Source organism: Paraburkholderia sacchari, assembly GCF_000785435.2.
Taxonomy (GTDB): Bacteria; Pseudomonadota; Gammaproteobacteria; order Burkholderiales; family Burkholderiaceae; genus Paraburkholderia; species Paraburkholderia sacchari.
This window is the reverse complement of record NZ_JTDB02000007.1, coordinates 94,466-119,741: the sequence shown is the minus strand read 5'-3', so window position 1 is coordinate 119,741 and position 25,276 is coordinate 94,466. Positions and strand designations below refer to the sequence as shown.

Annotated in this window: 30 protein-coding genes; 11 read left to right on the top strand and 19 right to left on the bottom strand. The window is 66.1% G+C overall.

The window, feature by feature from the left end; all coding sequences use genetic code 11:
- The first annotated feature begins 36 nt into the window (after positions 1-36).
- The 4 genes from NH14_RS22795 (at position 37) to NH14_RS22780 (ending at position 3,262) form a co-directional block, all read left to right on the top strand.
- Positions 37-735 carry a YdcF family protein gene (locus NH14_RS22795; RefSeq protein ID WP_035526354.1) on the top strand — a complete coding sequence of 233 codons (699 nt, stop codon included), beginning with the start codon at positions 37-39 and terminating at the stop codon, positions 733-735.
- A gap of 189 nt (positions 736-924) precedes the next feature.
- Positions 925-1,167 carry a hypothetical protein gene (locus tag NH14_RS22790; RefSeq protein ID WP_035525908.1) on the top strand — a complete coding sequence of 81 codons (243 nt, stop codon included), beginning with the start codon at positions 925-927 and terminating at the stop codon, positions 1,165-1,167.
- Between the two features lie 299 nt (positions 1,168-1,466).
- The gene (locus NH14_RS22785; RefSeq protein WP_035525906.1) at positions 1,467-1,727 is read left to right on the top strand and encodes a hypothetical protein; all 261 of its coding nucleotides are present in this window, start codon (positions 1,467-1,469) and stop codon (positions 1,725-1,727) included.
- 248 nt (positions 1,728-1,975) lie between these two features.
- Positions 1,976-3,262 (top strand): EAL domain-containing protein, encoded by a 1,287-nt coding sequence (locus NH14_RS22780; RefSeq protein WP_035526351.1) that lies wholly within the window; start codon positions 1,976-1,978, stop codon positions 3,260-3,262.
- 79 nt (positions 3,263-3,341) lie between these two features.
- On the opposite strand, the gene arfB is transcribed toward NH14_RS22780, so the two are convergent.
- Positions 3,342-3,746, bottom strand: coding sequence for an alternative ribosome rescue aminoacyl-tRNA hydrolase ArfB (gene arfB / locus NH14_RS22775; RefSeq protein WP_035526348.1), 405 nt, complete (start codon positions 3,744-3,746; stop codon positions 3,342-3,344).
- 286 nt (positions 3,747-4,032) lie between these two features.
- Here arfB and NH14_RS22770 point away from each other — a divergent pair, with 286 nt between their 5' ends.
- Positions 4,033-4,686: a VC0807 family protein gene (locus NH14_RS22770; protein ID WP_052148021.1), complete on the top strand. Its 654-nt coding sequence runs from the start codon at positions 4,033-4,035 to the stop codon at positions 4,684-4,686.
- Between the two features lie 117 nt (positions 4,687-4,803).
- Positions 4,804-7,296: an FUSC family protein gene (locus NH14_RS22765; protein WP_035525904.1), complete on the top strand. Its 2,493-nt coding sequence runs from the start codon at positions 4,804-4,806 to the stop codon at positions 7,294-7,296.
- Positions 7,297-7,377: 81 nt separating this feature from the next.
- Here NH14_RS22765 and NH14_RS22760 read toward each other — a convergent pair whose 3' ends face one another.
- Together NH14_RS22760 and NH14_RS22755 are read right to left on the bottom strand one after the other, a co-directional pair.
- Positions 7,378-7,572, bottom strand: coding sequence for a hypothetical protein (locus NH14_RS22760; RefSeq protein WP_035525902.1), 195 nt, complete (start codon positions 7,570-7,572; stop codon positions 7,378-7,380).
- A gap of 112 nt (positions 7,573-7,684) precedes the next feature.
- On the bottom strand, positions 7,685-8,143 hold the full coding sequence (locus NH14_RS22755) for an Lrp/AsnC family transcriptional regulator (protein ID WP_028219143.1): 459 nt from the start codon (positions 8,141-8,143) through the stop codon (positions 7,685-7,687).
- Positions 8,144-8,269: 126 nt separating this feature from the next.
- Here NH14_RS22755 and NH14_RS22750 point away from each other — a divergent pair, with 126 nt between their 5' ends.
- Positions 8,270-8,953 carry a cysteine dioxygenase family protein gene (locus NH14_RS22750; protein ID WP_084225380.1) on the top strand — a complete coding sequence of 228 codons (684 nt, stop codon included), beginning with the start codon at positions 8,270-8,272 and terminating at the stop codon, positions 8,951-8,953.
- Positions 8,954-9,035: 82 nt separating this feature from the next.
- On the opposite strand, the gene NH14_RS22745 is transcribed toward NH14_RS22750, so the two are convergent.
- The 4 genes from NH14_RS22745 to NH14_RS22730 all read right to left on the bottom strand — a co-directional run bounded on the left by NH14_RS22745 (position 9,036) and on the right by NH14_RS22730 (position 11,431).
- Complete coding sequence (locus tag NH14_RS22745) at positions 9,036-9,680, bottom strand: NAD(P)-dependent oxidoreductase (protein WP_035525900.1); 645 nt, start codon at positions 9,678-9,680, stop codon at positions 9,036-9,038.
- Positions 9,681-9,809: 129 nt separating this feature from the next.
- Positions 9,810-10,259, bottom strand: coding sequence for an Rrf2 family transcriptional regulator (locus NH14_RS22740; RefSeq protein WP_035525899.1), 450 nt, complete (start codon positions 10,257-10,259; stop codon positions 9,810-9,812).
- An 87-nt stretch (positions 10,260-10,346) separates the two neighbouring features.
- Positions 10,347-10,868 carry a BCAL1086 family glycoprotein gene (locus NH14_RS22735; RefSeq protein WP_052148020.1) on the bottom strand — a complete coding sequence of 174 codons (522 nt, stop codon included), beginning with the start codon at positions 10,866-10,868 and terminating at the stop codon, positions 10,347-10,349.
- Between the two features lie 2 nt (positions 10,869-10,870).
- On the bottom strand, positions 10,871-11,431 hold the full coding sequence (locus tag NH14_RS22730) for a GNAT family N-acetyltransferase (protein WP_084225378.1): 561 nt from the start codon (positions 11,429-11,431) through the stop codon (positions 10,871-10,873).
- 89 nt (positions 11,432-11,520) lie between these two features.
- On the opposite strand from NH14_RS22730, the gene NH14_RS22725 reads away from it, so the two are divergent.
- Positions 11,521-12,102, top strand: a complete 582-nt coding sequence (locus NH14_RS22725) for a DJ-1/PfpI family protein (RefSeq protein ID WP_035525897.1) — start codon at positions 11,521-11,523, stop codon at positions 12,100-12,102.
- A 206-nt stretch (positions 12,103-12,308) separates the two neighbouring features.
- On the top strand, positions 12,309-12,632 hold the full coding sequence (locus tag NH14_RS22720) for a hypothetical protein (protein ID WP_035525896.1): 324 nt from the start codon (positions 12,309-12,311) through the stop codon (positions 12,630-12,632).
- A 19-nt stretch (positions 12,633-12,651) separates the two neighbouring features.
- Here the strand turns inward: NH14_RS22720 and NH14_RS22715 are convergent, their stop codons facing one another.
- The gene (locus tag NH14_RS22715; RefSeq protein ID WP_084225376.1) at positions 12,652-14,445 is read right to left on the bottom strand and encodes a sensor histidine kinase; all 1,794 of its coding nucleotides are present in this window, start codon (positions 14,443-14,445) and stop codon (positions 12,652-12,654) included.
- Positions 14,446-14,886: 441 nt separating this feature from the next.
- On the opposite strand from NH14_RS22715, the gene NH14_RS22710 reads away from it, so the two are divergent.
- Both NH14_RS22710 and NH14_RS22705 read left to right on the top strand, forming a co-directional pair.
- The gene (locus NH14_RS22710) at positions 14,887-16,089 is read left to right on the top strand and encodes an ammonium transporter (protein ID WP_035525894.1); all 1,203 of its coding nucleotides are present in this window, start codon (positions 14,887-14,889) and stop codon (positions 16,087-16,089) included.
- Between the two features lie 83 nt (positions 16,090-16,172).
- Positions 16,173-17,405, top strand: coding sequence for a glycosyltransferase (locus tag NH14_RS22705; RefSeq protein WP_035525892.1), 1,233 nt, complete (start codon positions 16,173-16,175; stop codon positions 17,403-17,405).
- A gap of 54 nt (positions 17,406-17,459) precedes the next feature.
- Here NH14_RS22705 and ccmI read toward each other — a convergent pair whose 3' ends face one another.
- The 11 genes from ccmI to NH14_RS22650 all read right to left on the bottom strand — a co-directional run bounded on the left by ccmI (position 17,460) and on the right by NH14_RS22650 (position 25,266).
- On the bottom strand, positions 17,460-18,332 hold the full coding sequence (gene ccmI, locus NH14_RS22700; RefSeq protein ID WP_035525890.1) for a c-type cytochrome biogenesis protein CcmI: 873 nt from the start codon (positions 18,330-18,332) through the stop codon (positions 17,460-17,462).
- Entirely contained in the window at positions 18,329-18,811 is a 483-nt protein-coding gene (locus NH14_RS22695) for a cytochrome c-type biogenesis protein (RefSeq protein WP_035525887.1), read from the bottom strand. Before NH14_RS22695 ends, ccmI begins: the two co-directional genes overlap by 4 nt.
- Positions 18,808-19,344, bottom strand: coding sequence for a DsbE family thiol:disulfide interchange protein (locus tag NH14_RS22690; protein ID WP_035525885.1), 537 nt, complete (start codon positions 19,342-19,344; stop codon positions 18,808-18,810). Before NH14_RS22690 ends, NH14_RS22695 begins: the two co-directional genes overlap by 4 nt.
- On the bottom strand, positions 19,341-21,371 hold the full coding sequence (locus NH14_RS22685) for a heme lyase CcmF/NrfE family subunit (RefSeq protein ID WP_035525883.1): 2,031 nt from the start codon (positions 21,369-21,371) through the stop codon (positions 19,341-19,343). The genes NH14_RS22690 and NH14_RS22685 overlap by 4 nt, the downstream gene beginning before the upstream one ends.
- Positions 21,368-21,877 (bottom strand): cytochrome c maturation protein CcmE, encoded by a 510-nt coding sequence (gene ccmE, locus NH14_RS22680; RefSeq protein WP_035525881.1) that lies wholly within the window; start codon positions 21,875-21,877, stop codon positions 21,368-21,370. Before ccmE ends, NH14_RS22685 begins: the two co-directional genes overlap by 4 nt.
- Entirely contained in the window at positions 21,874-22,026 is a 153-nt protein-coding gene (locus NH14_RS22675; protein WP_167556493.1) for a hypothetical protein, read from the bottom strand. Before NH14_RS22675 ends, ccmE begins: the two co-directional genes overlap by 4 nt.
- Complete coding sequence (gene ccmC / locus NH14_RS22670; RefSeq protein WP_052148019.1) at positions 22,023-22,766, bottom strand: heme ABC transporter permease CcmC; 744 nt, start codon at positions 22,764-22,766, stop codon at positions 22,023-22,025. The genes NH14_RS22675 and ccmC overlap by 4 nt, the downstream gene beginning before the upstream one ends.
- Before the next feature lie 5 nt (positions 22,767-22,771).
- Positions 22,772-23,440 (bottom strand): heme exporter protein CcmB, encoded by a 669-nt coding sequence (ccmB, locus tag NH14_RS22665; protein ID WP_035526331.1) that lies wholly within the window; start codon positions 23,438-23,440, stop codon positions 22,772-22,774.
- Positions 23,428-24,090 carry a cytochrome c biogenesis heme-transporting ATPase CcmA gene (gene ccmA / locus NH14_RS22660; protein ID WP_035525880.1) on the bottom strand — a complete coding sequence of 221 codons (663 nt, stop codon included), beginning with the start codon at positions 24,088-24,090 and terminating at the stop codon, positions 23,428-23,430. Before ccmA ends, ccmB begins: the two co-directional genes overlap by 13 nt.
- A 66-nt stretch (positions 24,091-24,156) precedes the next feature.
- Complete coding sequence (locus tag NH14_RS22655) at positions 24,157-24,774, bottom strand: NapC/NirT family cytochrome c (protein WP_035525878.1); 618 nt, start codon at positions 24,772-24,774, stop codon at positions 24,157-24,159.
- Between the two features lie 9 nt (positions 24,775-24,783).
- Positions 24,784-25,266 carry a nitrate reductase cytochrome c-type subunit gene (locus NH14_RS22650; RefSeq protein ID WP_035525876.1) on the bottom strand — a complete coding sequence of 161 codons (483 nt, stop codon included), beginning with the start codon at positions 25,264-25,266 and terminating at the stop codon, positions 24,784-24,786.
- Positions 25,267-25,276: the final 10 nt, after the last annotated feature.

Here is a 25,276-nt window from a genome sequence, read left to right as displayed (position 1 = left end):
CTATTCGGATTATTTGCGCTATTTTTTGCGCTGTTCATGCTGTGGCGTGGCGCCCGTAGGCCGATCGCGGTCATCGCCGTCATCCTTTTCTGGCTGCTCGGATCGGGGTGGCTGGCCAAACCGCTAATCGATCTTGCCCAGCCCCCGAACTATCGCACTCCCTATAATCCGGCAACGACGCCCGCTTCCGCATTCGGTCCACGCACGGCAATTGTCATGCTCGGCGGCGGCACGAACGAGCGCGCCGACGGCACACTCGTGCCCAAACACGACGTATACGCGCGCATTGCAATGTCCGCCGCGCTGCAAGCACGCTGCCTCGCGGCCGGCGGCGTGTGCAAGGTGATCGTGAGCGGCGGCAACCCGCAGCATCACGCCGCCACCGAAGCCGATACCTACGCTCCGTTGCTATTGCGAGCGGGTGTCGAGAAAAGCGACCTCGTGCTGGAGAACCGCAGCCTCACGACCTGGGAGAACGCACGCAACGTTGCACCGATCGTGCACGCCCAGCGCGCGGATACGCTCTTCGTCGTAACCTCGGCTTATCACATGCCACGCGCGATGCTGGATTTCCACCGCTTTCAAATGGATCCCGTGCCAGCGGTATCCGACGTGCGCCGTGTGCGCACCGGCATGTGGCCGCGCCGAGCCAATCTGCGCGACGCAGAAACGGCGTTGCACGAATTGATCGGCATTGCGCAGTTTTATGTGTACAGGATGCTCGGCTGGTTCTAGATCACGCCGATGACTCGCCGATGACTAATACGCGACAAGATCCATCGGGTTATGTAAAGATATGTAACAGGCACGCGCACGCCTTATGCGATGTCATCTGGAACGAGTATTCGATCGTTAGAATGGCATGCCAATCCTGCTTGAGCAGGCACAGGCTGGGTCCATAAACCGCTCCTTCGGAGGTTAGTGATGAAAAAAGTGTCCCTCGCAGTCCTGATTTCGCTTTCCGCGCTCGCGAGCGCCGCGTATGCGCAAACCGAAAATGGCGTCACCATGAGCACCGATCCGGCCAAGGCCGCCGACGTCGAACAGCGTGCTCAAGATCTGCAGGCGCGCCAGCAAGCTGCCGCCGAGGCACCGGCCCCGATGCCCGCGAAGCATCACAAGAAAGGCGGCAGCCATCACAAGGCTCCGGCCAAGGCTGCGGAGTAAAGCTCGCTCGTCAGCCCTCGTGGCCGTGCAGGGCGGGCACGGCGCGCATGCGCCTGCCACCGCTTTCACGGCCGACCTCGGTGAGCCTGCTCAACATTGCGGCGTCGTAATTGCACAGCGATAACTGCACTGCGAGATGCCGAACAAGCCGATGCCAGTCCCCTGGCATCGGCTTTTTTCTTGTCCGTGCCTGACACCGAGGCGCCCATGCACCCGCAAGTCGCTTCGCGCGGTATGCTAAAGTCGCGCACCCCGGATTCCACCACCTGTTTGTGCGCGACTCGCGCGGAGAAACATTCATGAGTAACATCCAGCTCGACATCGAATGGACTGAAGCGGCATCCCGCAAGATCGAAAAACTGATGCCGCGCAGCAAGGACGGCGACGCCTTTCTTGCGCTGCCCCCCATCGAATGCCTGCCGATGGAAGGCGACGTCCTGTTCCTCGGCCCACAGGGCAAGCAACAGCCGTTCATCGTCGCCGAACGTCAGTATCACCACGAGGGCGATGCCGACTGGACCATCATCCTGATCCTCGATGTGCCGGGCACGGCCCACTAATTGCTCATCAAGGTGGCTCATTGAGTGAGTACGGCGCGGCGCCCAGGCCGCGCAACGAGCCCGCCATCGAGCGCCAGTCGCTCTTCCGCGCAGTCCCGTGACGCGGCTCGACCGCCTGGCAAGCATAATTTGCCGATACTCCGTACACTGGCGGTAAAGCGTGCCGCCCGGACACCGCCCTGCCTGGCGTTGCGCTGCATCGTCGGTCAGTGAGTTCAATCAAGCGCCGCGAGGTGCGCTCCAGCGCCATGTCGAACACGCAGGCATCGCTCGCCACGCTGCTCAGGCACCTGGAACCCCATGACGGGCGCTTTCGGGCGCGCTGGCGCTCGACGCTGCTCGAAAGCGCATTCCAGCCGGTGCTCTCGATTACGCATCAGCGCGTGGTCGGCTACGAGGCATTGTTACGTGTCGTCGGCGCCGAGCCCGGCGGTACCGGTCCCGCCGCGCTATTCGCGCGCGCGACGCCCGAAGCCGCGCGCGAACTCGACGAACTCGCGCGTTGCCTCCATCTGGCCAACTTCACCGCCCAGGGCATCACAACCGGCTGGCTCTTTCTGAACTCGCTGCCGCGCCCAAGGCCCGGCGACTGGCCGACGCAAGCCGCCATCGACGGGCTATGCCGCCACTTCGCATTCCCGCACGAGCGCGTGGTGATCGAAGTGCTCGAACAGCGCGCCGGCGACGAACCGGCATCGTTTCTGGAAGCCCGCCCGCCGCCAGGCGGACGCGATTTTCTTGTCGCGCTGGACGACTTCGGCTCGGGGTTTTCGAACTTCGACCGCGTCTGGCGCTACCGTCCCGACATCGTCAAACTCGACCGCTCGCTCGTACAGCGCGCAGCCAATGGCGAGAGCCATATTTCGTTCATCGCCAGTCTAGTTTCGATCCTTCATCATGCGGGCGCGATGGTGCTCGCCGAAGGTGTCGAAACCGAAAACGAACTGATGGTGTTGATGGAGGCGGATGTCGATCTCGTGCAGGGCTTCTGGTTCGGCCAGCCGCATGCCGTGGTGCGCGAAGCCAGCGCCGCCGCGCCCGCGCTCGCGCAAACGATGTGGCGGCGCTTCGCCGACTATCGGCGCCACAGCCAGTTGCATGAACAGGTCGATCTTGGGGAAGTCACGCATGTCATGCTGCGCGGGGCGCGCGTGTTGACTGGGGGCGGCACGATCGAAGCCGCCGCGGCGACGATTTTCGAGCACTCCGATGCGCTGCGCGTCTTCGCTGCCAACGACCAGGGCGAGCAGCATGCGCCGTCGATTGCCGCGCCGGGCGTCGGGCCGCCCGCGCGGCTTGCACCGCTCTATCCCGACACCAACAGCAACTGGTCGCGCCGCGAATACTTCCGGCGCGCGCTCGCGGCGCCCGGACGCGTGACCGTGATGGGCCCGCACTACTCGCTTCATGACGGCGCGCTGTGCTACACCGCCGCCATTGCGCTCGACTATGCGGGCGCAACGCATGTGTTGTGCGCCGATTTCCCGCCGGCGCTTACCCTGCGCGAGCCCCCGCCGGATCCAGCGCAAGCTTGAGCGCGGCGTGGTCGCTGCGGTCGCTTCACAGCAGCTTCACAGCAGCTTCACAGTGCTTCACGGCCGCTTCGCAGCCGCCTCATTCGTGTACGCGCCGCCGCCCCGCTTTCACCTCTCCCTTGCGCGTCTTGCTTTCGAGACGGCGCAGCTTCGACGCACGCGTGGGCCGGGTGGCCACGCGCGCCTTTCTCGTCACGCTCACGCTGTCGATTAGCGCTTCGAGACGCGCGAGCGCAGCGGCGCGATTCTGCTCCTGCGTGCGGTATTCCTGGGACTTGATGACGACCACACCCTCGTGCGAGATGCGCCGGTCGGTGAGCGCGAGCAAGCGCATCTTGAGCACTTCGGGCAGCGACGATGCGCGAATATCGAAGCGCAGATGAATCGCACTCGACACCTTGTTGACGTTCTGCCCGCCCGCGCCCTGCGCGCGAACGGCGGAAAGCTCGACTTCGTGCAGCGGGACTGGCGAACGGGCAATCATGATGGACGAAAAATGCAGGGGCAAGGCGGCCGGCGCAGGTCGAGTTGTGCCAGGTTGGATCACGAATCGCAGTGTCGCATAAGGCGGCACGCGGCGCCGCACAACGACGCGCGGCTCTCGACATGCAGCAAGGCCGGCGAAACCGTCTCTTATAGGCGCGAACCCGGCCGCACAAACTTCGGGCACGCTATATGCCAAGGCGCGTATCATGGGCCATCGCAGGCCGTTTGCCGGTAGCCGGCCATCGGCTCATACTTTCTTCATCTTTTTCTGGAGCGCGCCTCGCATGAAGCTGCGTCCAGCATTCGTTGCCGAACTGGCAGTCAACCTGCTACTACCGTGGGTAGCGTACCGGCTCGCCCAACCTCACTGGGGAGAATTCGGCGGGCTCATTGCCTCGGCCATTCCGCCGCTTGCCTGGAGCATCGTCGAACTCGTGCGCTTTCGGCGCATCGACGCGCTCTCCGCGGTCATCCTCCTCGGCATCGTGCTCTCGCTTGTCGCCATGGTGTTCGGCGGCAGCACGCGCATGCTGCTGATGCGCGAAAGCTTCGCCTCGGGCGCAATTGGCGCCGCGTTCCTGTTCTCGCTGCTGGCGAAGCGCCCACTGGTGTTCTACCTGGCGCGCGCCACGGTCGCGCGCGAAACGCGCGAGGGCGCCGCGCGGCTCGAACAGCTTTGGAACGAGAACCGCAGCTTCGCGCGCGCCATGCGCCTGCTCTCTGTCGTCTGGGGCGCCGGGCTCATGGCCGATGCCGCCCTGCGCACGTACCTCGCCGCCACCTGGCCAATCGAGCGCGTCCTGATCGCCCTGCCGATGATCGGCTATGGCATATTCGGCGCACTGCTCGCGTGGACCTTCTGGTATCGCACGCGCATGCTCCGCATCCGCGGCACGCGCGGGCTGCTCGGCGACGCCTCCACGCTGCGCGCGGACTGATCTACGAGCGCCCCCCGCGAAATACAGAGACAGGCAGATCGCGCCCGAAATCATTTAAACTCAGCGCCACAATCAGTCCGCGGCGCACCGTCCGCACCCGAACCCCTCCGGCAGTCGATGCGCTACTCCGTAGAAATCAGGAAATTCCTTTACAGCCAGTATTTCTACGGCGGCCTGCGCATCGCGGTCGGCATCTCGCTTCCGGCCATCCTGTGCCTGTTCGTGTTCGACAAGAGCGATCTCGGTTTCACGATCTCGACCGGCGCGCTCGGCGCCTGCGTGGTCGACATGCCGGGCCCGCTCAAATATAAGCGCAACGAGATGCTCGCGTGCAGCGCGATCGGCTTTCTCTCCGCGTATGCAACCGGACTCGCCACCTTCAGCCCGGTCGCGCTGTGGGCCACCGTCGTGCCGCTCACCTTCGCGCTTTCGCTGATCGTCGTCTACGGCAACCGCTGGCCGCAGATCAGCTTCGCCACGCTGTTCATGATGGTGATGACGCTCGAAGACCACTTCACGCCGCATCAGGCGCTCGTCAACGCGTCATGGATCCTGCTGGGCGGCCTCTGGTACACGGGCTGGTCCACCCTCGTGAGCCGCTTGATGCTAGATCGCATCGAGCAGCAAGCGATCGCCGAAAGCGTGTTCGCATGCGCCGACTATCTGCTCGCGCGCGCGCAGTTCTTCGACCTCGATAACGATCTCGACGAGTGTTACCGCAATCTCGTCGCCAAGCAGATTGCGGCGGTCGAACGCCAGGACGCCGCGCGCGACATCGTCCTGCGCAACCTGCCCAAGCTCAAGAGCGGCAAGATCGACGCGCGCCGCGCGATGCACTTCAACCTGTTCATCAATACGGTCGATCTGCACGAGCTGTTCGTGGGCGCGCATACCGACTACCCGCTGGTGCGCAACACCTTTGGCGGCTCCGATCTGCTGGCGTTCTACCGCGACCTGATCCGCAAGGCCGCGGCCGATCTCGAGGACATCGGCCTCGCGGTGCTGCAAAACGAACCGCCGCGCGCGACCATCAACGTGAAGGCCGAACTGCGCGCGATCGAGTACGAACTCGAGCTGCTCAAGAAGCGCGATCTGCCCGCGACGGACCCCGAGGCCTACGCGGCGATCTCGGCCTCGTTCCGGCGCATCTGGAGCGCGACGCGCCTGATCGACCGGATGCGCCGCGACCTCGCGAACGACACGCCGCCGACCGAGACGGAGGTGCGCATCGACGAGGCGCTCGAGCGCTTCGTGACGAGCCGGCGCGTGCCCTTCCTGCAGATCTTCTCGAATCTCACGATGGCCTCGCCAAGCTTTCGCCACGCGCTGCGCGTGACGATCGCCGTGGCCGTGGGCTTCTGGCTCGGGCGCCTGTTGCCGCTCACGAACGCCTACTGGATCGTGATGACGAGCATCATCATTCTGAAGCCCGGCTATTCGCTCACGCGCCAGCGCAACGCGCAGCGTATCGTCGGCACGCTGATCGGCTGCGTGGCCAGCATCGCGCTGATCCTGCTCGTGAAAGAGCCGCTCGTGCTGCTGGTCTCGATGTTCGCGGCGATGGTGATGAGCTACAGCCTGCTGCTCTTCAATTACACGGCGAGCGTGGTGTTCACTTCGGCCTATGTGCTGCTGATGTTCCATCTGCTCGCGCCGGGCAACATGCGCATCATCGGCGAGCGTGCGATCGACACCGTCGTGGGCTGCATGATCGCGATCGGCGCGAGCCATCTGTTCCCCTACTGGGAATACCGGCTGATGGGCAAGCTCGTGAACGACATGATCGCGGCGACGCGCAGCTATCTGGAAGCGAGCTGGTGGTGGAGCGGACGCACGCGCGGCGCGCAGCCGGCGTTTACGGGAGTGGGAACAGGAGCCGCACCCGCCGCCGAAGCGGCTGCGCGCATGCCGGCCTTCGCGACAGCGTCAAGCGGTGCGCCGGTGGCTGCCATGCAGGCAACCCACGCTGCAGGCCAGCAGACACCTCGCGACCGGGAGCAGGCCGTCGGCGAGCAAGCCGCAGTGGTCGTCGAAGCCGCGACCGAAGCAATCGAAGCAACCGAGGAAGCCACAACGAAGAAGCCGCCATCGACCTCGGCTGGCGCCGCCGTCCCGGCGCTCGCGCGCGACTTCCGCTACCGGCTCGCGCGCAAGAACGTGCACATCGCGTTCGCCAATCTCGGCCAGGCATTCCAGCGCATGATGCTCGAGCCGAAGTCGGCGCAGAAGTTCGTCCCCGAGCTCAACGATCTGCTCGTGCGAGGCCACGTGCTGGCCTCGCAGATCACGGCCACGGCGCCGCTGTTGCGCGACACGGCGAAGGCCGGACCGGGCACCCAGCTCGATGCGCTAGAGCACGCGCTCAACTGCGTGCGCGAGAACCTGGTGGCCGCCGAAGCCGGCACACCGGTCCCCGACGATCAAATCGAAATCACGAAGCGCATGACGCGCGAACTCGACACGATGGTGGTGGAAACGGAGCGCTCGCTCGGCCCCGCGAGCGAATTCGCGCAGGACGTGAAGCTGCTCGCGCATCACTGCAAGCAGATGCTTGCGGCGTCCTGGATCCTTCGCAAGGACGCGAGCGTGATCCGGCTACCCGAGGAATAAAAAACGGCAGCGATAACCCATGTCGCTGCCGCATCGGGCATCGCCGGCGCTCCTCGTCACATCAGCACGCCCGGCATCGCATCACTGCGCGGCGCTGGCCGCCGACGGCGCAGCGGCGCTCGCGGCAGCGCTCGCCGCCTGCGCGCCGGCATTCTCCTCGTACTCGTGCTTGCTGCGCAGCGCATTGAAGAGCACGGTACCGATCACGACAAGCACCACCACCACTATCATCACGCCAACGCCAAAGGTGGGATTCTTCTTGCGCGGTTCGTTCATGGATCGTGCCCTGCCTGGGGGATGAAAAGAAACGCGCATTCTACGCCGCCATGCCTGCAGCGGGCTTGCAGGCGACATTACGGCGAGCGCGGAAAGACGCGGGGAAAGGCACTCAGACACCGCGCACCGGCAGCGCGGTCGAATATTTGATCTGCTCCATCGCAAAGCTGGAGCTCACGTCGAAAAGCGCAACCGCGCGAATCAACTGCTTGTAGACGCGGTCGTAATCGTCGATATCGGACACCACCACGCGCAACAGGTAGTCGGTTTCGCCGCTCATGCGATAGGCCTCCACGATCTCCGGAATCTCCTGCACCGCGCGCGTGAAGGCCTGCGCCCACGCCTCGGTGTGCTGGTTGGTGCGCACGGCGACGAATACCGTCGTGCCCACGCCCAGCTTCTTCGGGTCGCACAGCGCCACCTGGGCGCGGATGACCCCGGTCTCCTTGAGCCGCTGCACACGCTTCCAGCATGGGGTCTGCGAAAGATTCACGCGTTGCGCCAACTCCGCGACCGGCATGGTCGCATCCTGCTGCAATAGCTCCACTAGCTTTCTGTCGATGATATCCATTTCCCGTCTCCCCGCAGGATAGAAATTTCTTCTATTTTACGTCGCAGGGAGGAAAGAGAATGAAAACTCTTTCTAGGCGCCCGGGGCTATAACTTTCACATCGAGAACGACGACAAGAGCCCCGCCATGAACGCCCCATCCGAACCCGTCCTGCTTCAAGCCATGCGCTCCTCCGGCATGGCCAACGCGGCTGGTGCGGCCGAACACGATGCTGCGGTGGCGCGCCTGTGCGCGGCGCTCGATGCGGCTTTCGACGCTGGCCGCCATTCGGGCGAGCGTGGCACGCCCGCCGATTCCGATCTATCGCGCAGCGGCGCTTTCGCGCGCGGTGTGCGCGCCGCGCTGACACAGGCGCTGGCCGCCCCCGCGCTCGTCACGGCTGCGCAGCGCGAAGGCAGCGCCGAGAAGTATCGCCGCCATCTGATCGCGGCCGATCCGCTCGGGCGCTATGCAGTCGCTTCTCTCGTCTGGCAACCGGGCCAGGCGAGCCCGATCCACGCGCATCACACGTGGTGCGGCTACGCGGTGCTTGAAGGCACCTTGACCGAGATGCTCTACGTCTGGGACGAGGTGCGCCAGGGTGCGGACGTGATGCGCGCGCACCCGCGCGCGGCAGGCGCCATCAGCTTCGGCGGACGCGGGCGCGCGAACATTCACCGGCTCTCGAACGGCAGCGCTGGCGCATGCGTTTCGCTGCACGTCTACGGTGTATCGGGAGAACAGTTCGCCACGCACGTGAACGACATCGTGCCGCTCGTAAACGCCGAAACTCATGCGTCAGACACCATCGTTCTGGCGCACGCCGTATAGACACGTTCTCGCCGCCGCTGAAGCCGCCGGGCGGCGATGATCGATCTACCCGCTCGATCCCCCGATAAAGCTCCTTCGCCGATCAATACGCCACGGTTGCAATCTGGCGGATGAAGCGGCCCTGCTCCAGTTCGTCGACGAACGCGATGGCATAGTCCTCGGCGGAGATCCGGCTTTCGCCGCGCGCGTCGACGATCAAGGTGTCTGCGCCCGTGCGGAACGTGCCAGTGCGCTCACCCGGCGCGATCAGCGCGGCAGGCGCGAAGAAGGTCCAGTCCAGATCCGTCACCGTGCGGTAATAGTTCAGCGCAACGCGGTGCGCAAGCGCAATCGGCTTGTACGCGTCGGGGAAGCCTTCGGTGTCGACCAGTTGCACGCCGGGCGCGACTTCGAGCGAGCCCGCGCCGCCCACCACCACGAGGCGCGCAAGACCGGCTGCCCGCGTGCCTTCGACGAGCGAGCGGCTCGCCGTCTGGAGGTCTTCGAGCTGGCCCATGGGCGGCGCGTAGGCGCTCGCGACCACGTCATGCCCGCGCACCGCCGCCGCCACGTTCGCGGCGTCGAGCAGATCGGCTTTCGCTGCGTGGACGTTCGGCCCCGCCGCAACGCGCTCGGGCTGGCGCACCAGCGCGCTCACTTGATGGCCGCGCCGCGCTGCTTCCGCAGCGATGCGCGAACCGACCATGCCCGTTGCGCCGAACAGCGCGATCTTCAGTGACTTGCTCATTTCCCAACTCCTCTATAAAACACATGTGTAACTATATTAGTTACATTTAAGGATCCAAAAAAACGGGGCAATGCCCCGTCAGGACAAGCCCCCCGCGTTTAGCGCGCGGTTTTCACGCTGCCGCCTTCTTCACTTCCGACGCGCGCGCTCAAGCTTGCGCTCGTTGCGCTGCATGTCCTCGACGACATCGGCGAGCGTGCGCGTGGCGAGCGACGCCTCCATGGCGCGCTGCGCGTCGTCGATGATGCCGCGCAGCGTCTGCTGGATGTGCCGCCCCACCATGCAGGCCGGATTGGGCTCTTCGCGATGCATGGCAAAGAGCTGGGCGTCGTCGACCGCGCGGTAAATCTCCAGCAGCGTAATCGTGCGCGGCTCGCGCGCCAGCAGCGCCCCGCCGCCCGCGCCAAGCTGCGATGCGCTGAGCCCCGCATTGGCGAGCATCGTCAAGAGGCGGCGGATCAGCGCGGGGTTCGTGTTCACGCTGCCCGCGATCATCTCCGAGGACAGCGGCACACCCTCCTGTAACGCCAGCAATGCGAGCACATGGACGGCAAACGCGAAACGGCTACTCGTATTCACAACAAACCGGCCGCTGGAAACGCGGTGAGATAAAGTGTAACCATCATAATTACATTAATTTCGCCCGTCAACCGCAGATGCCCATCGTCATTTCGCGCCCGACGCCGCCGAGCCGGTCGCCGCTGCGCTGCTCGCAGCCCAGCGTTGCAGCGAGGTTCCCGCCATCGACAGGCCAGTGCCGGTGGCCGCGGCCGCGTTGCCGAGCAACGCGTGAGCCGCACTCGCCGCCGCCTGCCACTGCCCGCGCGCCTGCGAGGCCATTGCGTCGGCCGAAGCGCTCGCGCCCGAAGCAATCGATGCGGACGTTCCCTCGCCCTGCGACTGAAGCTGATCGCGAGTCTGCGCCTGCGTTTGCGACGCCACCTCGCCAAGCTTGCGCTGTGCGGCGTCGAGTTGCTGGTTCACGTAGCTGGCCGCCTGGTCCAGCGTCCGGGCCGCCTGCGCGCTGGCCTGGCTGGCCGCGAGCTGAGCGGCCTGCTGCGCAGCATCGGCGGACTTCTTGCTCAGATCGGCCACCGTCGCATTCTGCTTGTCGCAGCCGGCAGCGAGCGCCACGCACAGCAGCATGGGCACGATGCCCAGCCGTTTTAAAACCTTCATCGAAGACATGGTCACCCTGAAAAAAGCACCGCACACAGCGGCTTGCAAAGATGAAAACGCGGCAATGATACGCTGCCGCGCCGCACGACCTCCTGAGCGACCAGCGAAAAACCCGCGCGCTCGAACACGGGGCGCGCCAGCGCGCTGGCGTCGGTGTCGAGCGTGCTCGCCCCCGCCTCGCGCGCCAGCGCCTCCATGCGCGCGATGAGCGCCGAGGCGAGGCCGCGGCGCGTCCAGCCCGGCGCGACATAGAGCATCTCCACATGGTCGGCGGGAAAAAGCTGGCCGAATGCGACCGGCTTGCCCGCGTATTCGGCAACGAGCGTCACGCCACGCGTGAGGCGCGCATCGAAGGCGTCGAGATCGTCGGCTACCGCAGCCCAGGCCGCACGCTGCGCGCCGTCGTAGTGCGAAGCGGTCAGCGTCAGGATGGCGTCGCGAAAGAGCGCGGCGAGCGGCGCCGCGTCGCGGCGCGCCACATAGGCACGCCAGACGATGGCGTCATCTGCGCGTTGCGTATCGGGATCGGCACCGGGATTGGCCGCAGTAGCCTTCGCAAAATCGTCAAGCATGCTGAAATAGACTGTGTGGATACCCGTTGCGTTCCACCGTGCCCCACCGCAGCGGGCCACAGCAACCACAACCCTCATGGAGCCTCGCGATGGCAGTCAAGAAGATCCTTTTTCTCACGGGCGATTTTGCCGAAGACTATGAAACGATGGTGCCCTTCCAGGCGCTGCAAGCCGTCGGTCACAAGGTCGATGCCGTGTGCCCCGGCAAGAAGGCCGGCGAGCGCATCAAGACCGCGATTCACGACTTCGAGGGCGACCAGACCTATACCGAAAAGCCGGGCCATCAGTTCGCGCTGAACGCCAGCTTCGACGAGATCGATCCGCAGCAGTACGATGCGCTCGCCATCGCGGGCGGCCGGGCACCCGAGTACCTGCGCCTGGACCCGAAGGTGATCGCGATCGTGCAGCACTTCGCGCAAGCCAACAAACCCGTGGCCGCCATCTGCCATGCGGCGCAATTGCTTGCAGCAGCCGAAGTTATTCGCGGCAAGCGCATCTCGGCCTATCCGGCCTGCGCACCCGAAGTGCGTCTCGCGGGCGGCGAATATGCCGATATCGCCATTGATAGCGCCGTGACCGATGCACCGTTCGTCACGGCGCCGGCCTGGCCCGCGCATCCCGAATGGCTGCGTCAGTTTCTCGCCTTGCTCGGTACGCGCATCGAGCCCTGACAGATGAAGCGCGCGCCGCCGTGCGCGAGCGGCGCGCTGCTTTAACTACTCTAACCGCGCTAACCGCTTTAACGATCCGAATTTCAACCGATCAAGCTAATATCTGACAATACTTAACCTAATCGCGCACAAATTCGGACAATTCCGATGCGAGCCCCACCCCTGCGTTTCCGACAATATCGCTTTGATTGCGGGAAGGTACGGCGATGGATTTGATGGATTGGGTGGTGTTACTCGCGATTGCGGTGATGGCAATCGCATTCTTTTGCACGCGCACGGGCCAGCGCAGAACTTCAGCCGAACGCGCACGTCATGCACGCGGCACGCGCATGCTGATCCAGGCGGCCATCGCACTATGGGGCGCGCTGTTCGTGCTCGAGCGCACGCTGGTCTCGCCTGGCAGCTTGCCTGTCGCGCACCTGAATCCTCACACCGCGCTGGCCGTCGTGCTCGCACTGGCCGGCGCGGCCTGCCTCTGGTCGATTCGCGGCCGTAGCCTCCTCAAGCCGCGGCGCATTTTCGCCTGCTGACCCGCGCTCCCTCCATGGCCTACAAATCGGCCAGCGGCCCATCCACGGCCGGTGCGCCGACCACAGCCACGGGCGCGCTGCGCGGCACGCCTGCGTCGCTTGCGGAAGCCGGCCCTGGCCTGGACTCCGCCGGCCCCGCGCCATCGCCCGCGCCGTCGCCAGACCGCCCGAGCGTGCGCTCATGCGCGATCACGAGCGCCGCGGCGACGCCCGGCGCCGGCGGCACGACCGCAAGCGCGTCAGGCAGCGAAAGATAGAACGTCGTCCCCTCGCCTTCGACCGATTCCACCCAGATGCGCCCGCCGTGCCGCTCGACCATGCGGCGCACGAGCGCGAGCCCGATGCCCTCGCCTGGAGCGACGTTGCCGTGCATGCGCTGGAAGGCCTGAAACAGGCGCGGCCGCGCCACTTCAGGAATGCCGAGGCCGTTGTCGCGCACATAGAAAATCTGCAGCGACTCCACGCCCGGCGGCGCATCCGCCGTGCCGATCTCGACACGCCCCTCGCGCGCGGGATCGAGATAATTGAGCGCATTGCCGATCAGATTCGCGAACACCTGCTCGAGCGCGGTCGGGTCACCCCATACCGGAGGCAATCCGCGCACGCTCACCTGGGCGTTGCGCGCGCGCACCGAGGCATGCATCGCGTCCACCACGCGCTGCACCAGCTCCTGCACGTTGACACGCTGACGCCGGTACTCCACGCGCCCCACGCGCGCTAGCCGCAAGAGCGCGTCGATGATATGCGAGGCCCGCAGCACCGCCGTCTGCAAATAGCGCAGCGCTTCGCCGATGTCCTCGTTGATGATCCGCTCGACGCGCGCCCGCGCCTCGGGGCCAAGCGACGATCGCGCCACGCGCTCGCGCAAGTCCTCACACGCGTGATTGAGTTCGCGCGAAAAGCCTTGCAGGTTCACGAGCGGCGCGCGCAAGTCGTGCGAGACGCTGTGAATGAACATCTCGTTTTCCTGAGTCTGCTGGCGCAGATCCTCATTGATGCGCGCGAGCTGCTCGGCGCGGCGCGCGAGGTCGGCCTGGAAGCCGAGCCGCAGCCGCTCCGCCTCCACGAGCTGCTGGCTGATCCGATGGAGCATGAGATCGAGCTCGGCGATTTCGTCGTTGCCGGTCGCCAGCGGCGCGAGCGGCTCATTGCCCGCGAGCCGGCTCGCGTTGTCGGACAGCGCATCGAGCCGCCCGCGCACGCCGCGCGTGAAGACCCAGACGGCCAGCGCCAGGAGCATGATCGAGCCGATCACCGCGGTCATCACGAGCGACTGCTGCTGCGCGCGCGCCTGCTCGGCGTCGGTGATGCGCATCACGTCGAGGCGGCGCTCCTCGGTCTGGAACGCGGTGACCTGGGTGCGCACGCGGTCGAGCGCATCGAAGTCCGTGTAAGTGCGAAAGCGCTCGACCAGGTCGGCACGGCGTCCCGCATGCAGCAGGTCCTGAATGCGGTCCGACCACTGGCGATAGTTCTGCACTGCCTGGCGGATCCGCTGGGCGCGTTCGACCTGGGACGGGTTGTCGGCAACAAGCTCCGCGAGCCGGTCGATGCGGCGATCGACGTCCATCCACAATGCCACCGGCGTCGAGAACCGCGCGTCGCTCGCGGCCACCGCGCCGCGCAATTGCACCGATTCGACCAGCACCGGCTCCAGCACGCGGCCCGCCTGCGCGAGCACGGCCTGGCTGCGCTGGCCCAGGACCTCGGCATTCTCCGCATCGGCCTCCGCCTTCACGATGGCCGACAGCAGCGTCAACTCGAAGACGGCCGGGATCGCGATCAGCAACAGCCCTTTGGTGGTGAGGCGCATGGGATGGCGGTTCGGGAAGTCCGGACGACTAAAGGTTTGGGTTCGATCATTATTATGTCGGCGTTTGCCCGCCTACGTGCGCCCGACGTGCGAGCGATGTGTGGCCCACCGAATATTTTCGGATCGCCGACGATTGGCTTTAAAAGAAAGGTAAATCGAATAATTCGCCCCGAACTGGCGCGTCGCCTCACCACTTTGGCGCGCAGGCACTGCGATTGTGCCGATCTGTGCCATCCCATGCCGCGCCGCCTCGCACCCGCGGCGTGCGCACTTATTTCGTGCGCGCGATCACGGCGCATGAAAGGCCGCTCCGGTGCACGCGCGCACCGTCAAATGGCTTGCCGCCGCATGGCGCTCACCAGTTTGGCGCGAAGCTGGCCCGCATCTTGCTCTTTGTGCCTCCATTTATGCGCCCATTCAGGGCAAGGGCAGAACTTCAGGATGGACAATCTCAAGACCGGCACCGACACGCTGTTCCTGCTGCTGGGCGCGGCCATGGTGCTCGCCATGCATGCGGGCTTCGCGTTTCTCGAACTCGGCACCGTGCGCAAGAAGAACCAGGTCAACGCACTCGTGAAGATCCTCGTCGATTTTTCGGTCTCGACGATCGCGTACTTCTTCATCGGCTACACCATCGCCTACGGCGTGCAGTTCTTCTCGCACGCCGACGTGCTCGCCGAGCACAATGGCTATCAGCTTGTGCGCTTCTTCTTCCTGCTGACCTTCGCGGCGGCGATTCCGGCCATCGTTTCGGGCGGCATCGCCGAACGCTCGAAGTTCAACCCGCAACTGTTCGCGACTTTCGTGATCGTCGGCTTCATCTATCCGTTCTTTGAAGGCATGGTGTGGAACAACCGCCTGCATTTCGAGGATGCGATCACGCATATGTTCGGCGTGCCGTTCCATGACTTTGCCGGCTCGGTGGTGGTGCACGCATTCGGCGGCTGGGTCGCGCTGCCCGCCGTGCTGCTGCTCGGACCGCGCCACGGCCGCTATTCGCGCGACGGCCGCATCGCCGCGCATCCGCCCTCGAACATTCCGTTTCTCGCGCTCGGCGCGTGGGTGCTCGCGGTGGGCTGGTTCGGCTTCAACGTGATGAGCGCGCAGACCATCGACAAGATCAGCGGCCTCGTGGCCGTGAACTCGCTGATGGCGATGGTGGGCGGCACGCTCGCCGCCTGGCTCGCGGGCCGCAACGACCCGGGCTTCACCTATAACGGGCCGCTCGCGGGCCTCGTGGCCGTGTGCGCGGGCTCGGACGTGATGCATCCGCTCGGCGCGCTCGCGACGGGCGCAGTGGCCGGTGTGCTGTTCGTCTACATGTTCACCTGCGTGCAGAACCGCTGGCGCATCGACGACGTGCTCGGCGTGTGGCCGCTGCACGGCCTGTGCGGCGCGTGGGGCGGCATTGCGGCGGGCATCTTCGGCATGCGCGCGCTGGGCGGGATCGGCGGCGTATCGATGGGCGCGCAGATCGTCGGGACGATTGCCGGCATCGTGATCGCCTCGCTGGGCGGCGTGGCGGTTTATGGTGCGCTGCGCGCCATCGTGGGCCTGCGCGTCGATCAGGAGGGCGAATATAACGGCGCCGATCTGTCGATCCACAAGATCAGCGCGACGCCGGAGCGCGAAACGGTCTTCTAGGGTCTGCGCACCTTGGCTTCGGTGAGTGTGGCAGCCGGATAAAATCCGACTCGAACGCCGCCCCGCCCCCCGAAGATCACCGCATGAAGCTCACCGTCGTCACCTACGGAACCGAAGGCGATACCCGCCCGCTCGCTGCGCTCTGCCGGGCGCTCATGGATGCAGGCCACGAAACGCACCTGCTCGCCGACCGCGCGACGCTCGGCTCGGCCGAAGCGCTCGGCGTTCCGGCGTCGGCGCTCTCGGGCGATATACGCGCGGCGCTCATGCCGGACGCGGCGCTGGGCTCGGTGGTCAGCGGCCGGACGAGCTTCGACGCCACGGCAAAGGCGCTCGCCTCGATTGCGAACGCCAGCACGCGCGCGTGGATGCAGGAAGTGGCCGACGCCTCGGCGGGACGCGACGCCATCGTCGTCTCGGGGCTGGCCGCGTTCGTCGGGCTCTCGGTGGCCGAATACCGGCGCGTGCCGGCGCTGGGCGCGAGTCTCATTCCGCTCACGCCCACGCGCGACTTCGCGTCGCCGTTCCTGCCGCCGTCCAAAGTGCCGCGCTGGCTCAACCACGCCAGCCAACGGCTCGTGAACGCGCTGCTATGGCGCGCGTTCCGGCACGCGACCAACGCGGCGCGCGCCGAGGTCTGCGGCCTCGCGCCGCGCGGCGGCGTCTGGACCGACCATCCCATGCTCTACGGCGTCTCGCCGAATCTGCTGCCGCGCCCGCGCGACTGGCCCGCGAACGCCACGGTCTGCGGTCAATGGCGCCAGGCGTCGGGCAGCTGGACGCCGCCCGCCCCGCTCGCGCGCTTTCTGGACGCTGGCGAAGCGCCGCTGTACATGGGCTTTGGCAGCATGGCCGGCTTCGATTGCGAGCAACTTGTGACAACGCTGATCGAAGCCGCGGAAGGACGTCGCGTGCTGTTCTATCCAGGCTGGAGCGGTGTGGATACCACGCGGCTGCCGGAGAATTTTTGCGTGATCGGCGAGGCGCCGCACGACTGGCTATTCGCCCGCACGAGCGCGGTCGTCCATCACGGCGGCTCGGGCACGACGCATTCTGCTTGCCGGGCCGGCGTGCCGTCGGTGGTGGTGCCGTTCGCGGGCGACCAGGCCTTCTGGGCACACCAGCTCGCCGCGCTGGGCGTGGCGCCGGCCGCCGTCGATGGAAGGCGTTTGCACGCGAGCGCGTTGAAGCAGGCCATCGCGTTCGCGCAGCGCGACGACGTCAAGGCGCGCGCTGCCGCGCTCGGCAGCCGCATGGCGCAAGAGGATGGCCTGGGCGTCGCGGTAAGCGAGGTCGAGCGGCTGCTCGCGCGCTAGTTCGAAAGCCGTGACGGTCAAGCACGCCGTTTCGCAACGCTTCGCAAGAACCCGTCAAGGCGCCCGCACGCCATGCGCCTTCGCGGCCAGATCCTCGATCATGTCGATATTGTGCTGCGCCTGCGCGGCAGTCTGCGGATTCGCCACGGCCTTCAAACGCGTCCAATAAGCGACCGCTTGCCAATAGTCGCGCCGGTCGAGCGCCGCGGATCCCGCGAGCGCCAGCGCTTTCGCGTTGGCCGGGTCCAATGCGAGCGCAGCCTGAATGCTCTGCATCGCCTCTGCGTTCAGGTCCCCGCCGCGCAGTGTCGCGAGTTCGTCGGCGTAGTCCGCGAGCAGCCCCGGATCGGCAGGCGTCAAGGCGAGCGCGCGGCGATACGCGGCGACGGCGTCCGACGTGCGCTCCAGCGCGGCATATGAGCGCGCAAGCATCGCCCAGCCCGTAGCGTCGTCCGGTTGTTCGCGCAACCGCACCGCAAGCCGGCTCACCACGTATTCGAGCGATCCTTGCGTGCCCATATGGCTATCGGCCTGCTTGCCGCTGACGCTTTCGATCGCCGCCGCAACGGGATTGCCGACCCGCATGTAGAGCACGAGCGCCCCCGCCGGCAACAACGCCATGAGCAGCGCCGCGACCGCGGCGCGCGTCACGTTGCTCATCGGCCGTTCCCCGGCCGAAGGCGCAATCCGGTCGCTGGTGTCATCGACGAGTTGCCGCTCCAGCTCGCGCTTCGCCTGCGCCTGATGCTCGGCGGGAACGAGGCCCGCCGAGCATTCGTGCTTGAGCTCGGCCATTCCCGAGCGGTAGATCGCGACGGCCATCGTCTGCGCGTTCGTGCGCGAATCCGCGCCGCGCCAAAGCGGCACGAGCACGCACGCGAGCGCGATCGCCATCATCGCCGCGAGGATCGACCAAAAAGCAATCATGACGCCGCGCCCTCCTCCCCATGCCCGCGCAAGGCCGCGACGCGCGCGCGTTCGCCGGCATCGAGCGCCGCGGCGCTCAGGCCGCGCCGATGCACGATACTGCGCCACATCGCCCAGGCACCCGCTGCGAGCACGATGAACGGCCCCAGCCAGAGCGCCCAGGTAACCGGCTTTAGCGGCGGCCGGTACAGGACGAAGTCGCCGTAGCGGCGCACCATATAGGCCTTGATCTGCTCGTCGGTTGCGCCGCTGCGAACCTGGTCGCGAATCTGCGCGCGCAGGTCGGCGGCGAGTTCGGCGTTCGAGTCGGCGAGGCTCTGGTTCTGGCACACGACACAGCGAAAACTTTCGTCGAGCCGCCGCAGGCGCGCATCGGTGTCCGCTGCTCCCGATAGGCCTGCTGCCGCGCTCGCGCATGCCTGCGCGAGCATCAGCGCAACCCCGAGCACGGCGACCCACACTCGCACGTAACGATTCATGGCGCGCCCTCGTTCTGGAGCTTGCGCACGAGCGGCAAGATCTCGCCATCGATTCGCGCACGCGTGAGCGGGCCGGCCCCGCGATAGCGCACGACCCCGGCGCGGTCGACCACGAAGGTCTCCGGCACGCCATACACGCCATAGTCGATCGCGGTTTGCCCGGTCCGGTCGACGATCGACGATGTATAGGGATCGCCCGCATCCGCGAGCCATTGCAGCGCGTTCTGCCGTTCGTCCTTGTAGTTCAGCCCCAGCACCGGCGCAACGTGCTGGCGCGCCAGATCGACCAGCAGCGGATGTTCGTCACGGCACGATTCGCACCACGACGCCCACACGTTCATGATCCAGACCTGCCCGCGCAGGTGCTGGGTCGACAGACGCTGCGCGGGCTCGTGGAGTCTCGGCAAATCGAATTGCGGCGCGGGCTTGCCTATCAACGCCGATGGCAGCCGGCGCGGATCGTGCCGCAATCCGGCCGCCAGCAGCGCCAGCAACGCCGCGAGAACGCACAGCGGGATCAGGTAGCGCTTCATCGGCCGGCCTCGCCCGCTGCTCCCGTGCGTTTCGCGACCGCTGGCACCTCATGCACCGCCACGCCGGCGGGCCGCTCCGCCCGCTGCGTGCGGCGCTGGGCAACCAGGCGGTAGCGCCGGTCGGTTGCCGCGAGCAGTCCGCCGAGCGCCATCAGCAGACAACCGCCCCAGATCCAGCGCACGAACGGCTTGATCTGGATGCGAATCGACCACGCATTGGCGCCGACCGGCTGATCGAGCGCCACGTAGAGATCGCGCAGCACGCCGTGGTCGATGGCCGCCTCGGTGATCGGCGTGTTCTGGACCGCGAACACCCGCTTCTCGGGAAAGAGCGTCGCAACCGGCTCGCCGCCGCGGCTGGCCACGAGTGTCGCGCGCGTGGCCCGATAGTTAGGACCAGAAACCGCCTGCACGCCATCGTAGCGAAAATCGTAGCCGTTCACCGCGACGCTCTCGCCGGGCCGCAGCAGCACGTCGCGCTCGGACTCGTAGCCCTTGACGAGCGTGACGCCGACGATGAACACACCCACGCCCGCATGCGCGAGCCACATGCCCCAGGTCGCGCGCGGCACGCTGCGCAAGCGAGCGAGGATCGATCCTTGCAAGCCGCGCAAGCGTTCGCGCATGCTAACGGCCACGCTCGTCAGGGTCCACGAGGCCAGCAGCACGCCGAGGCTCACGAGCGGGCGCCAGCTTCCCAGCAGCCATGGCAATACGATTGCTGTGAGAACGCTCACGAGCGCCGCCCAACGCAGCCGCACGGCAAGCTCCGGCACGCGCGCGGACTTCCAGCGCGCGAGCGGCCCGAGGCCCATCAGGAAAATGGCGGGCGTCATGATCGGCGCGAACACGCTGTCGAAATACGGCGCGCCCACCGAGAGCTTGTCCGCCCCCAGCGCATCGAGCAGCATCGGATAGAGCGTGCCGAGCAGCACCGAACCCGCCGCCACCATCAAGAGCAGATTGTTCGACAGCAGCAGCGCCTCGCGCGAGACCGGCTCGAAACCCGCACCGAGCCCGATTTGCGGCGCGCGCCACGCGAACAGCATGAGCGCCCCGCCGGTCGTCAACGCCAGCAATGCGAGGATGAAGATGCCGCGCGCAGGATCGGAGGCGAACGCATGCACGGACGTGACCACGCCCGAGCGCACGAGGAAGGTGCCAAGCAGACTCAGCGAAAACGCGCAGATGGCCAGCAACGCGGTCCAGCTGCGAAAGCTGCCGCGCTTTTCGGTGACCACCAGCGAATGCATCAGCGCGGTGCCAGCGAGCCACGGCATGAACGACGCGTTCTCGACCGGGTCCCAGGCCCACCATCCGCCCCAGCCAAGCACGTAGTAGGACCAGCCGCTGCCGAGCGCAATGCCGAGCGTGAGGAACATCCACGCGGCCGTGGTCCATGGCCTCGACCAGCGCGCCCAGGCCGAGTCGAGCCGCCCCGCCAGCAACGCCGCGATCGAGAACGAGAACGCCACGGAAAAGCCGACGTAGCCCATATACAGGATCGGCGGATGCATCACCATCCCGGGATCCTGCAGCAGCGCGTTGAGATCGCGGCCATCCATCGCGGGGGGCATCAGGCGCGCAAACGGATTCGACGTGAGCAGCAGGAACGACAGAAAGCCCACGGCGATCCAGCTCATGACGCCGAGCACGCGCGCCACCTGCTCCATCGGCAGTTGACGGCTGAAACAGCTCACCGCCACCATCCAGAGCGTCAGCAGCAAAACCCAGAGCAGCAGCGAGCCCTCATGGCCGCCCCAGACCGCCGCCAGTCGATACATGGCGGGCAGCATCGAATTCGAATTCTCGACGACATAGACGACCGAAAAGTCGTTGCTCCAGAACGACCACATGAGCGTGCCGAACGCGAGCGCGACGAACCCGAACTGCGCGCGCGCGGCGGGCCACGCAATGCGCATCCAGCCGGCGATGCCCAACTGCGCGCCAAGCAAAGGCAGCACGCCCGTGATCAATGCGAGCATCAGCGCGAGAATCAGCGCGAAGTGACCGATCTCGGGAATCATCGCTGGACTCCCTGATCGGACAGGCCCGCCGCGACCCGCACGGCGGCAGGTTTCGTCGCGGGTTGTGCGCCGGGTTGCCCACTCCCAGCAGCCTGCCGCAGCGCGCTGCTCACCTCGGGCGGCATGTACTTTTCGTCGTGCTTCGCGAGCACTTCGTCGGCGTGAAACTGGCCGTCGTCGCCGAGCCGGCCCTGCGCAACGACGCCGCTACCCTCGCGAAAGAGATCGGGCAGCGCGCCGCGATAAACCACCCGTACCGACGACGTCGTATCGCTCACGACGAAGCGCACCGTCAACCCATCGGCATCGCGCCTGAGCGAATGACGCTCGACCAGCCCGCCAAGCCTGAAGCGCTGCGCGAGCGGCGCCTCGTGCGAGGCCACCTGGCTTGGCGTCACGAAGAACATCATGTTGCTGCGCAGTGCATTGAGCACGAGTGCGCACGCCAGCCCGGCACTGACGACCCCGGCGGCCAGCAATCCGAAACGACGGTACCGTGCTTTCACCGGCCCTCCACGGAGCGATCATCGTGCGCGCGCGCCTGGCTGCGCACGATCCACGCCTCGACGCCCAGCAAGCCGAAGGTCACGGCGAGCACCACCGCGAGATACGGCGTATGCGCGAGCATCGTCATCACGCTGGTCAGGGCATTCATGCCGGACGCTCCTCGATATGGATCCGCCATGACGACACGCGCTCGCGCGCACGCATGATGATGCGCACGCGCGCGAGCACAACGGCGATCGCGTAGCACCAGAAACCCGCGGTCATCACGACCAGGCCGCACACCATCGACGCGCTCATCGCCACCCCGCTGCCGAAGCCGAGCGACGGCCCCTGATGCAGGGTGTACCACCACTGCACCGAAAAGAAGATCACCGGGATATTCACCACGCCGATCAACGCGAGCACGGCGCACGCGCGGTCGGCGCGGCGCGTGCCGTCGATGGCCGCGTGCAGCGTCATGAAACCCGCGTAGAGGAACAGCAGGATCAGTTCGGAAGTAAGCCGCGCATCCCAGACCCACCAGGTGCCCCACGCGGGCTTGCCCCAGAACGCGCCCGACACGAGCGCGATAAATGTGAACAGCGCACCGGTGGGCGCGAGCGCCTGCGCCATCATGGCCGAGAGCCGCGCGTTCAGGACCAGATCGAGCGCACAGTACGCGGCCATCACGAGGTAGATGAACATCGACATCCACGCTGCGGGAACGTGAACGAACATGATGCGATAGACATTGCCCTGGAGGGCATCGGCCGGGGCGATCGCGAGCCCGATCACGAGCCCCGCGCATACCAGCAACACAGCCGTTATGCCGAACACCGGCACGAGCCGCTTCGCGAGGCCATCGAAAGCCGATGGCGAGGCGTAGCGGAACCAGTTCACACGCGTCATCTGCGTCACTCCATGGCAATGCGCAATGCCGCCGCGCTCGCCCATGGGCAGAGCCACGCGCCCACGCACAAGGCGGCGCCGAGCAGCGAAAAGCTCGCTTGCATGCGCCCCGGCACTCCAGCCAGATCCGCCGCGCTCACACCGAAGATCAGCACGGGCACGTAGAGCGGCAACACCAGCAGGGCCAGCACCACGCCGCCGCCGCGCACACCGAGGGTCAGCGCCGCCCCCATCGAACCAATCAGGCTCAGCAGCGGCGTTCCGAGCAGCAAGGTGCCCATCAGGTAAAGCGTTGCGCGCCAGTCCAGCGCGTACTGAAGCGCGACAACCGGCACCAGCAGCACGAGCGCCAGCCCGCTCGTCAGCCAGTGAGCGACGATCTTGCCGAACACGATCGCAGGCAGCGGCAGCGGCGAAAGCAGCATCTGCTCGAGCGCGCCGCTCGCGTAGTCGCTGCCGAACAATTGCCCAGCCGACAACATCGCCGCAAATAGCGCCGTCACCCACAGCACGCCGGGCGCGATCGTCTGCAGCGTTTTCGCTTCGGTGCCGATGGCGATTGGAAAGAGGCTCGATGCAACGACGAAGAACATCAGCGCGCCCAGCGTGACGCTGCGTCTGCGCCAGCTCAGCATCAACTCGCGGCGGATGATGCTGGGCATCACTTCAAGCATGCGCCGCTCCGTTCGAGATAGAGATGACGCGTGCGGGCCGCTCCGCTTTCCAGCGGCCGGTGCGTTGTGAGCGCGACGATGCCGCCCGCGCGCAGATGCGTATCGACGCAGGCAGTGAACCAATCGGTTGCGGACGCATCGAGTGCATCGCCGGGTTCGTCGAGCAGCCACAGCGGCTTGCGGCCGAGCATCAGGCGCGCCAGCGCGACGCGGCGGCGCTGGCCCTGCGAAAGGCGGCTCAGGCGCGTATGCCTCAGCGCGTGCAGCCCGGTTTGCTCGAGCACTTTGTCTTCGTGCGAGGCCGGATCGTTGCTGCCATCGTTGCCGCCTGGCGCATCGGCTGTGCCGAGCAACGCCGCAAAGCGGATGTTCTCCAGCACGGTGAGGTCGTCGCTGACGCCGTTGGCATGCCCGACGTACGCAAGCTCGCTGCGGAACTGGCGCGGCGCGCGGCGCACATCGTCGCCGCGCCAGCAAACCCGCCCCCTCGCAAGCGGCAGCAGGCCCGCTAGCGCACTGAGCAAGGTCGTCTTCCCGCTGCCGTTCGCGCCGTGGATCTGCAGCGCCCATCCCGGCTCGATGCTGAGGTCGATGCCGCTTACGATCGTCCGGCCGCCGCGCTCGACGGCAAGCTGTTCAATGGAATACATGGCAAGAAGTCGTTGGCGTTGGCGTTCAACCAGGTCCCCCATCTCAGGAACCATCGAAAGAAAAGCTCACTGCTTTTTCCCGCTGCCTCCCAGTGCGCCGTCCTGCGCCGCCTCGGCCATGTTCGGCAGGTGATGCGCAATGCCCTTGTGACAGTCGATGCAGGTCTTTTCTCCCGTTTCGAGGAAACGCGTGTGCGCCTCCTGAGCGCGCGGACTCTGGCGCGTGAGATCCATGTATTCGAACGAGTGGCAGTTGCGGCATTCGAGCGAATTATTCGCCTTGAAACGCGCCCATTCGTGCTCGGCGAGTTCGAGCCGCTTGGCCTCGAACTTCTCGCGCGTATTCACCACGCCGAAGATCTTCGCCCACACTTCCTTCGATGCCTGCATCTTGCGCGCGATCTTGTCGGTCCAGTCGTGCGGCACGTGGCAGTCCGAGCACTTCGCATGCACGCCCGTGCGGTTGCTGTAGTGAATCGTCGTTTTCAACTCGGCGTAAGTGTTGTCGCGCATCTCATGGCAACCGACACAGAACGCTTCCGTATTGGTCCATTCCATCGCCGTATTGAAAGCTCCCCAGAAGACCACACCTGCAATGAAACCGCCCAGCGTCAGAAAGCCCAGGCTGAAAAACGCACTCGGCCGCGTGATCGCCCGCCAGTAGCGTCGGAACAAGTCGCGCATGTGAGCCCCCTATTTCTTCGCTTTCCGCGGTGCGCCCTGCGCCTTGACATCCTCGATACCCGCAAAAGTGTTCTCGACCAGCGGCTTGGCGTCCGCCTGCGGGACGTGGCATTGCGTGCAGAAATAGCGGCGCGGCGCGAGATGCCCGAGTGTCTCGCCGTCACGGTCCGTATAGTGCGAAATGCCGACCGGCACCGCGCCGCTCTCGGCCGCGCGGCTGCCGGCGTGACAGGCCAGGCATTTGTTCGCATTCCTGTCGAGCTGATAGCCATCGATCTTGTGCGGAATCGTCGGCGGCTGCTGCGCGTAGGCTCGCCCGCGAATGACGTCTTTATTTTCCGTCGGCCACATAATGGGCGGCGTCGCCTCTTCATTCAGGGGCGTCGTGCCGCGCAGCGTGTCGAAAAACGTCTTGCCGGGAACGGTAGGTTGCTGCGCCCAGGCCGCCAGCGCCACGACCGAGGCAATAATGAGCGCAATCCAGTTTCGCATGGCGGGCTCC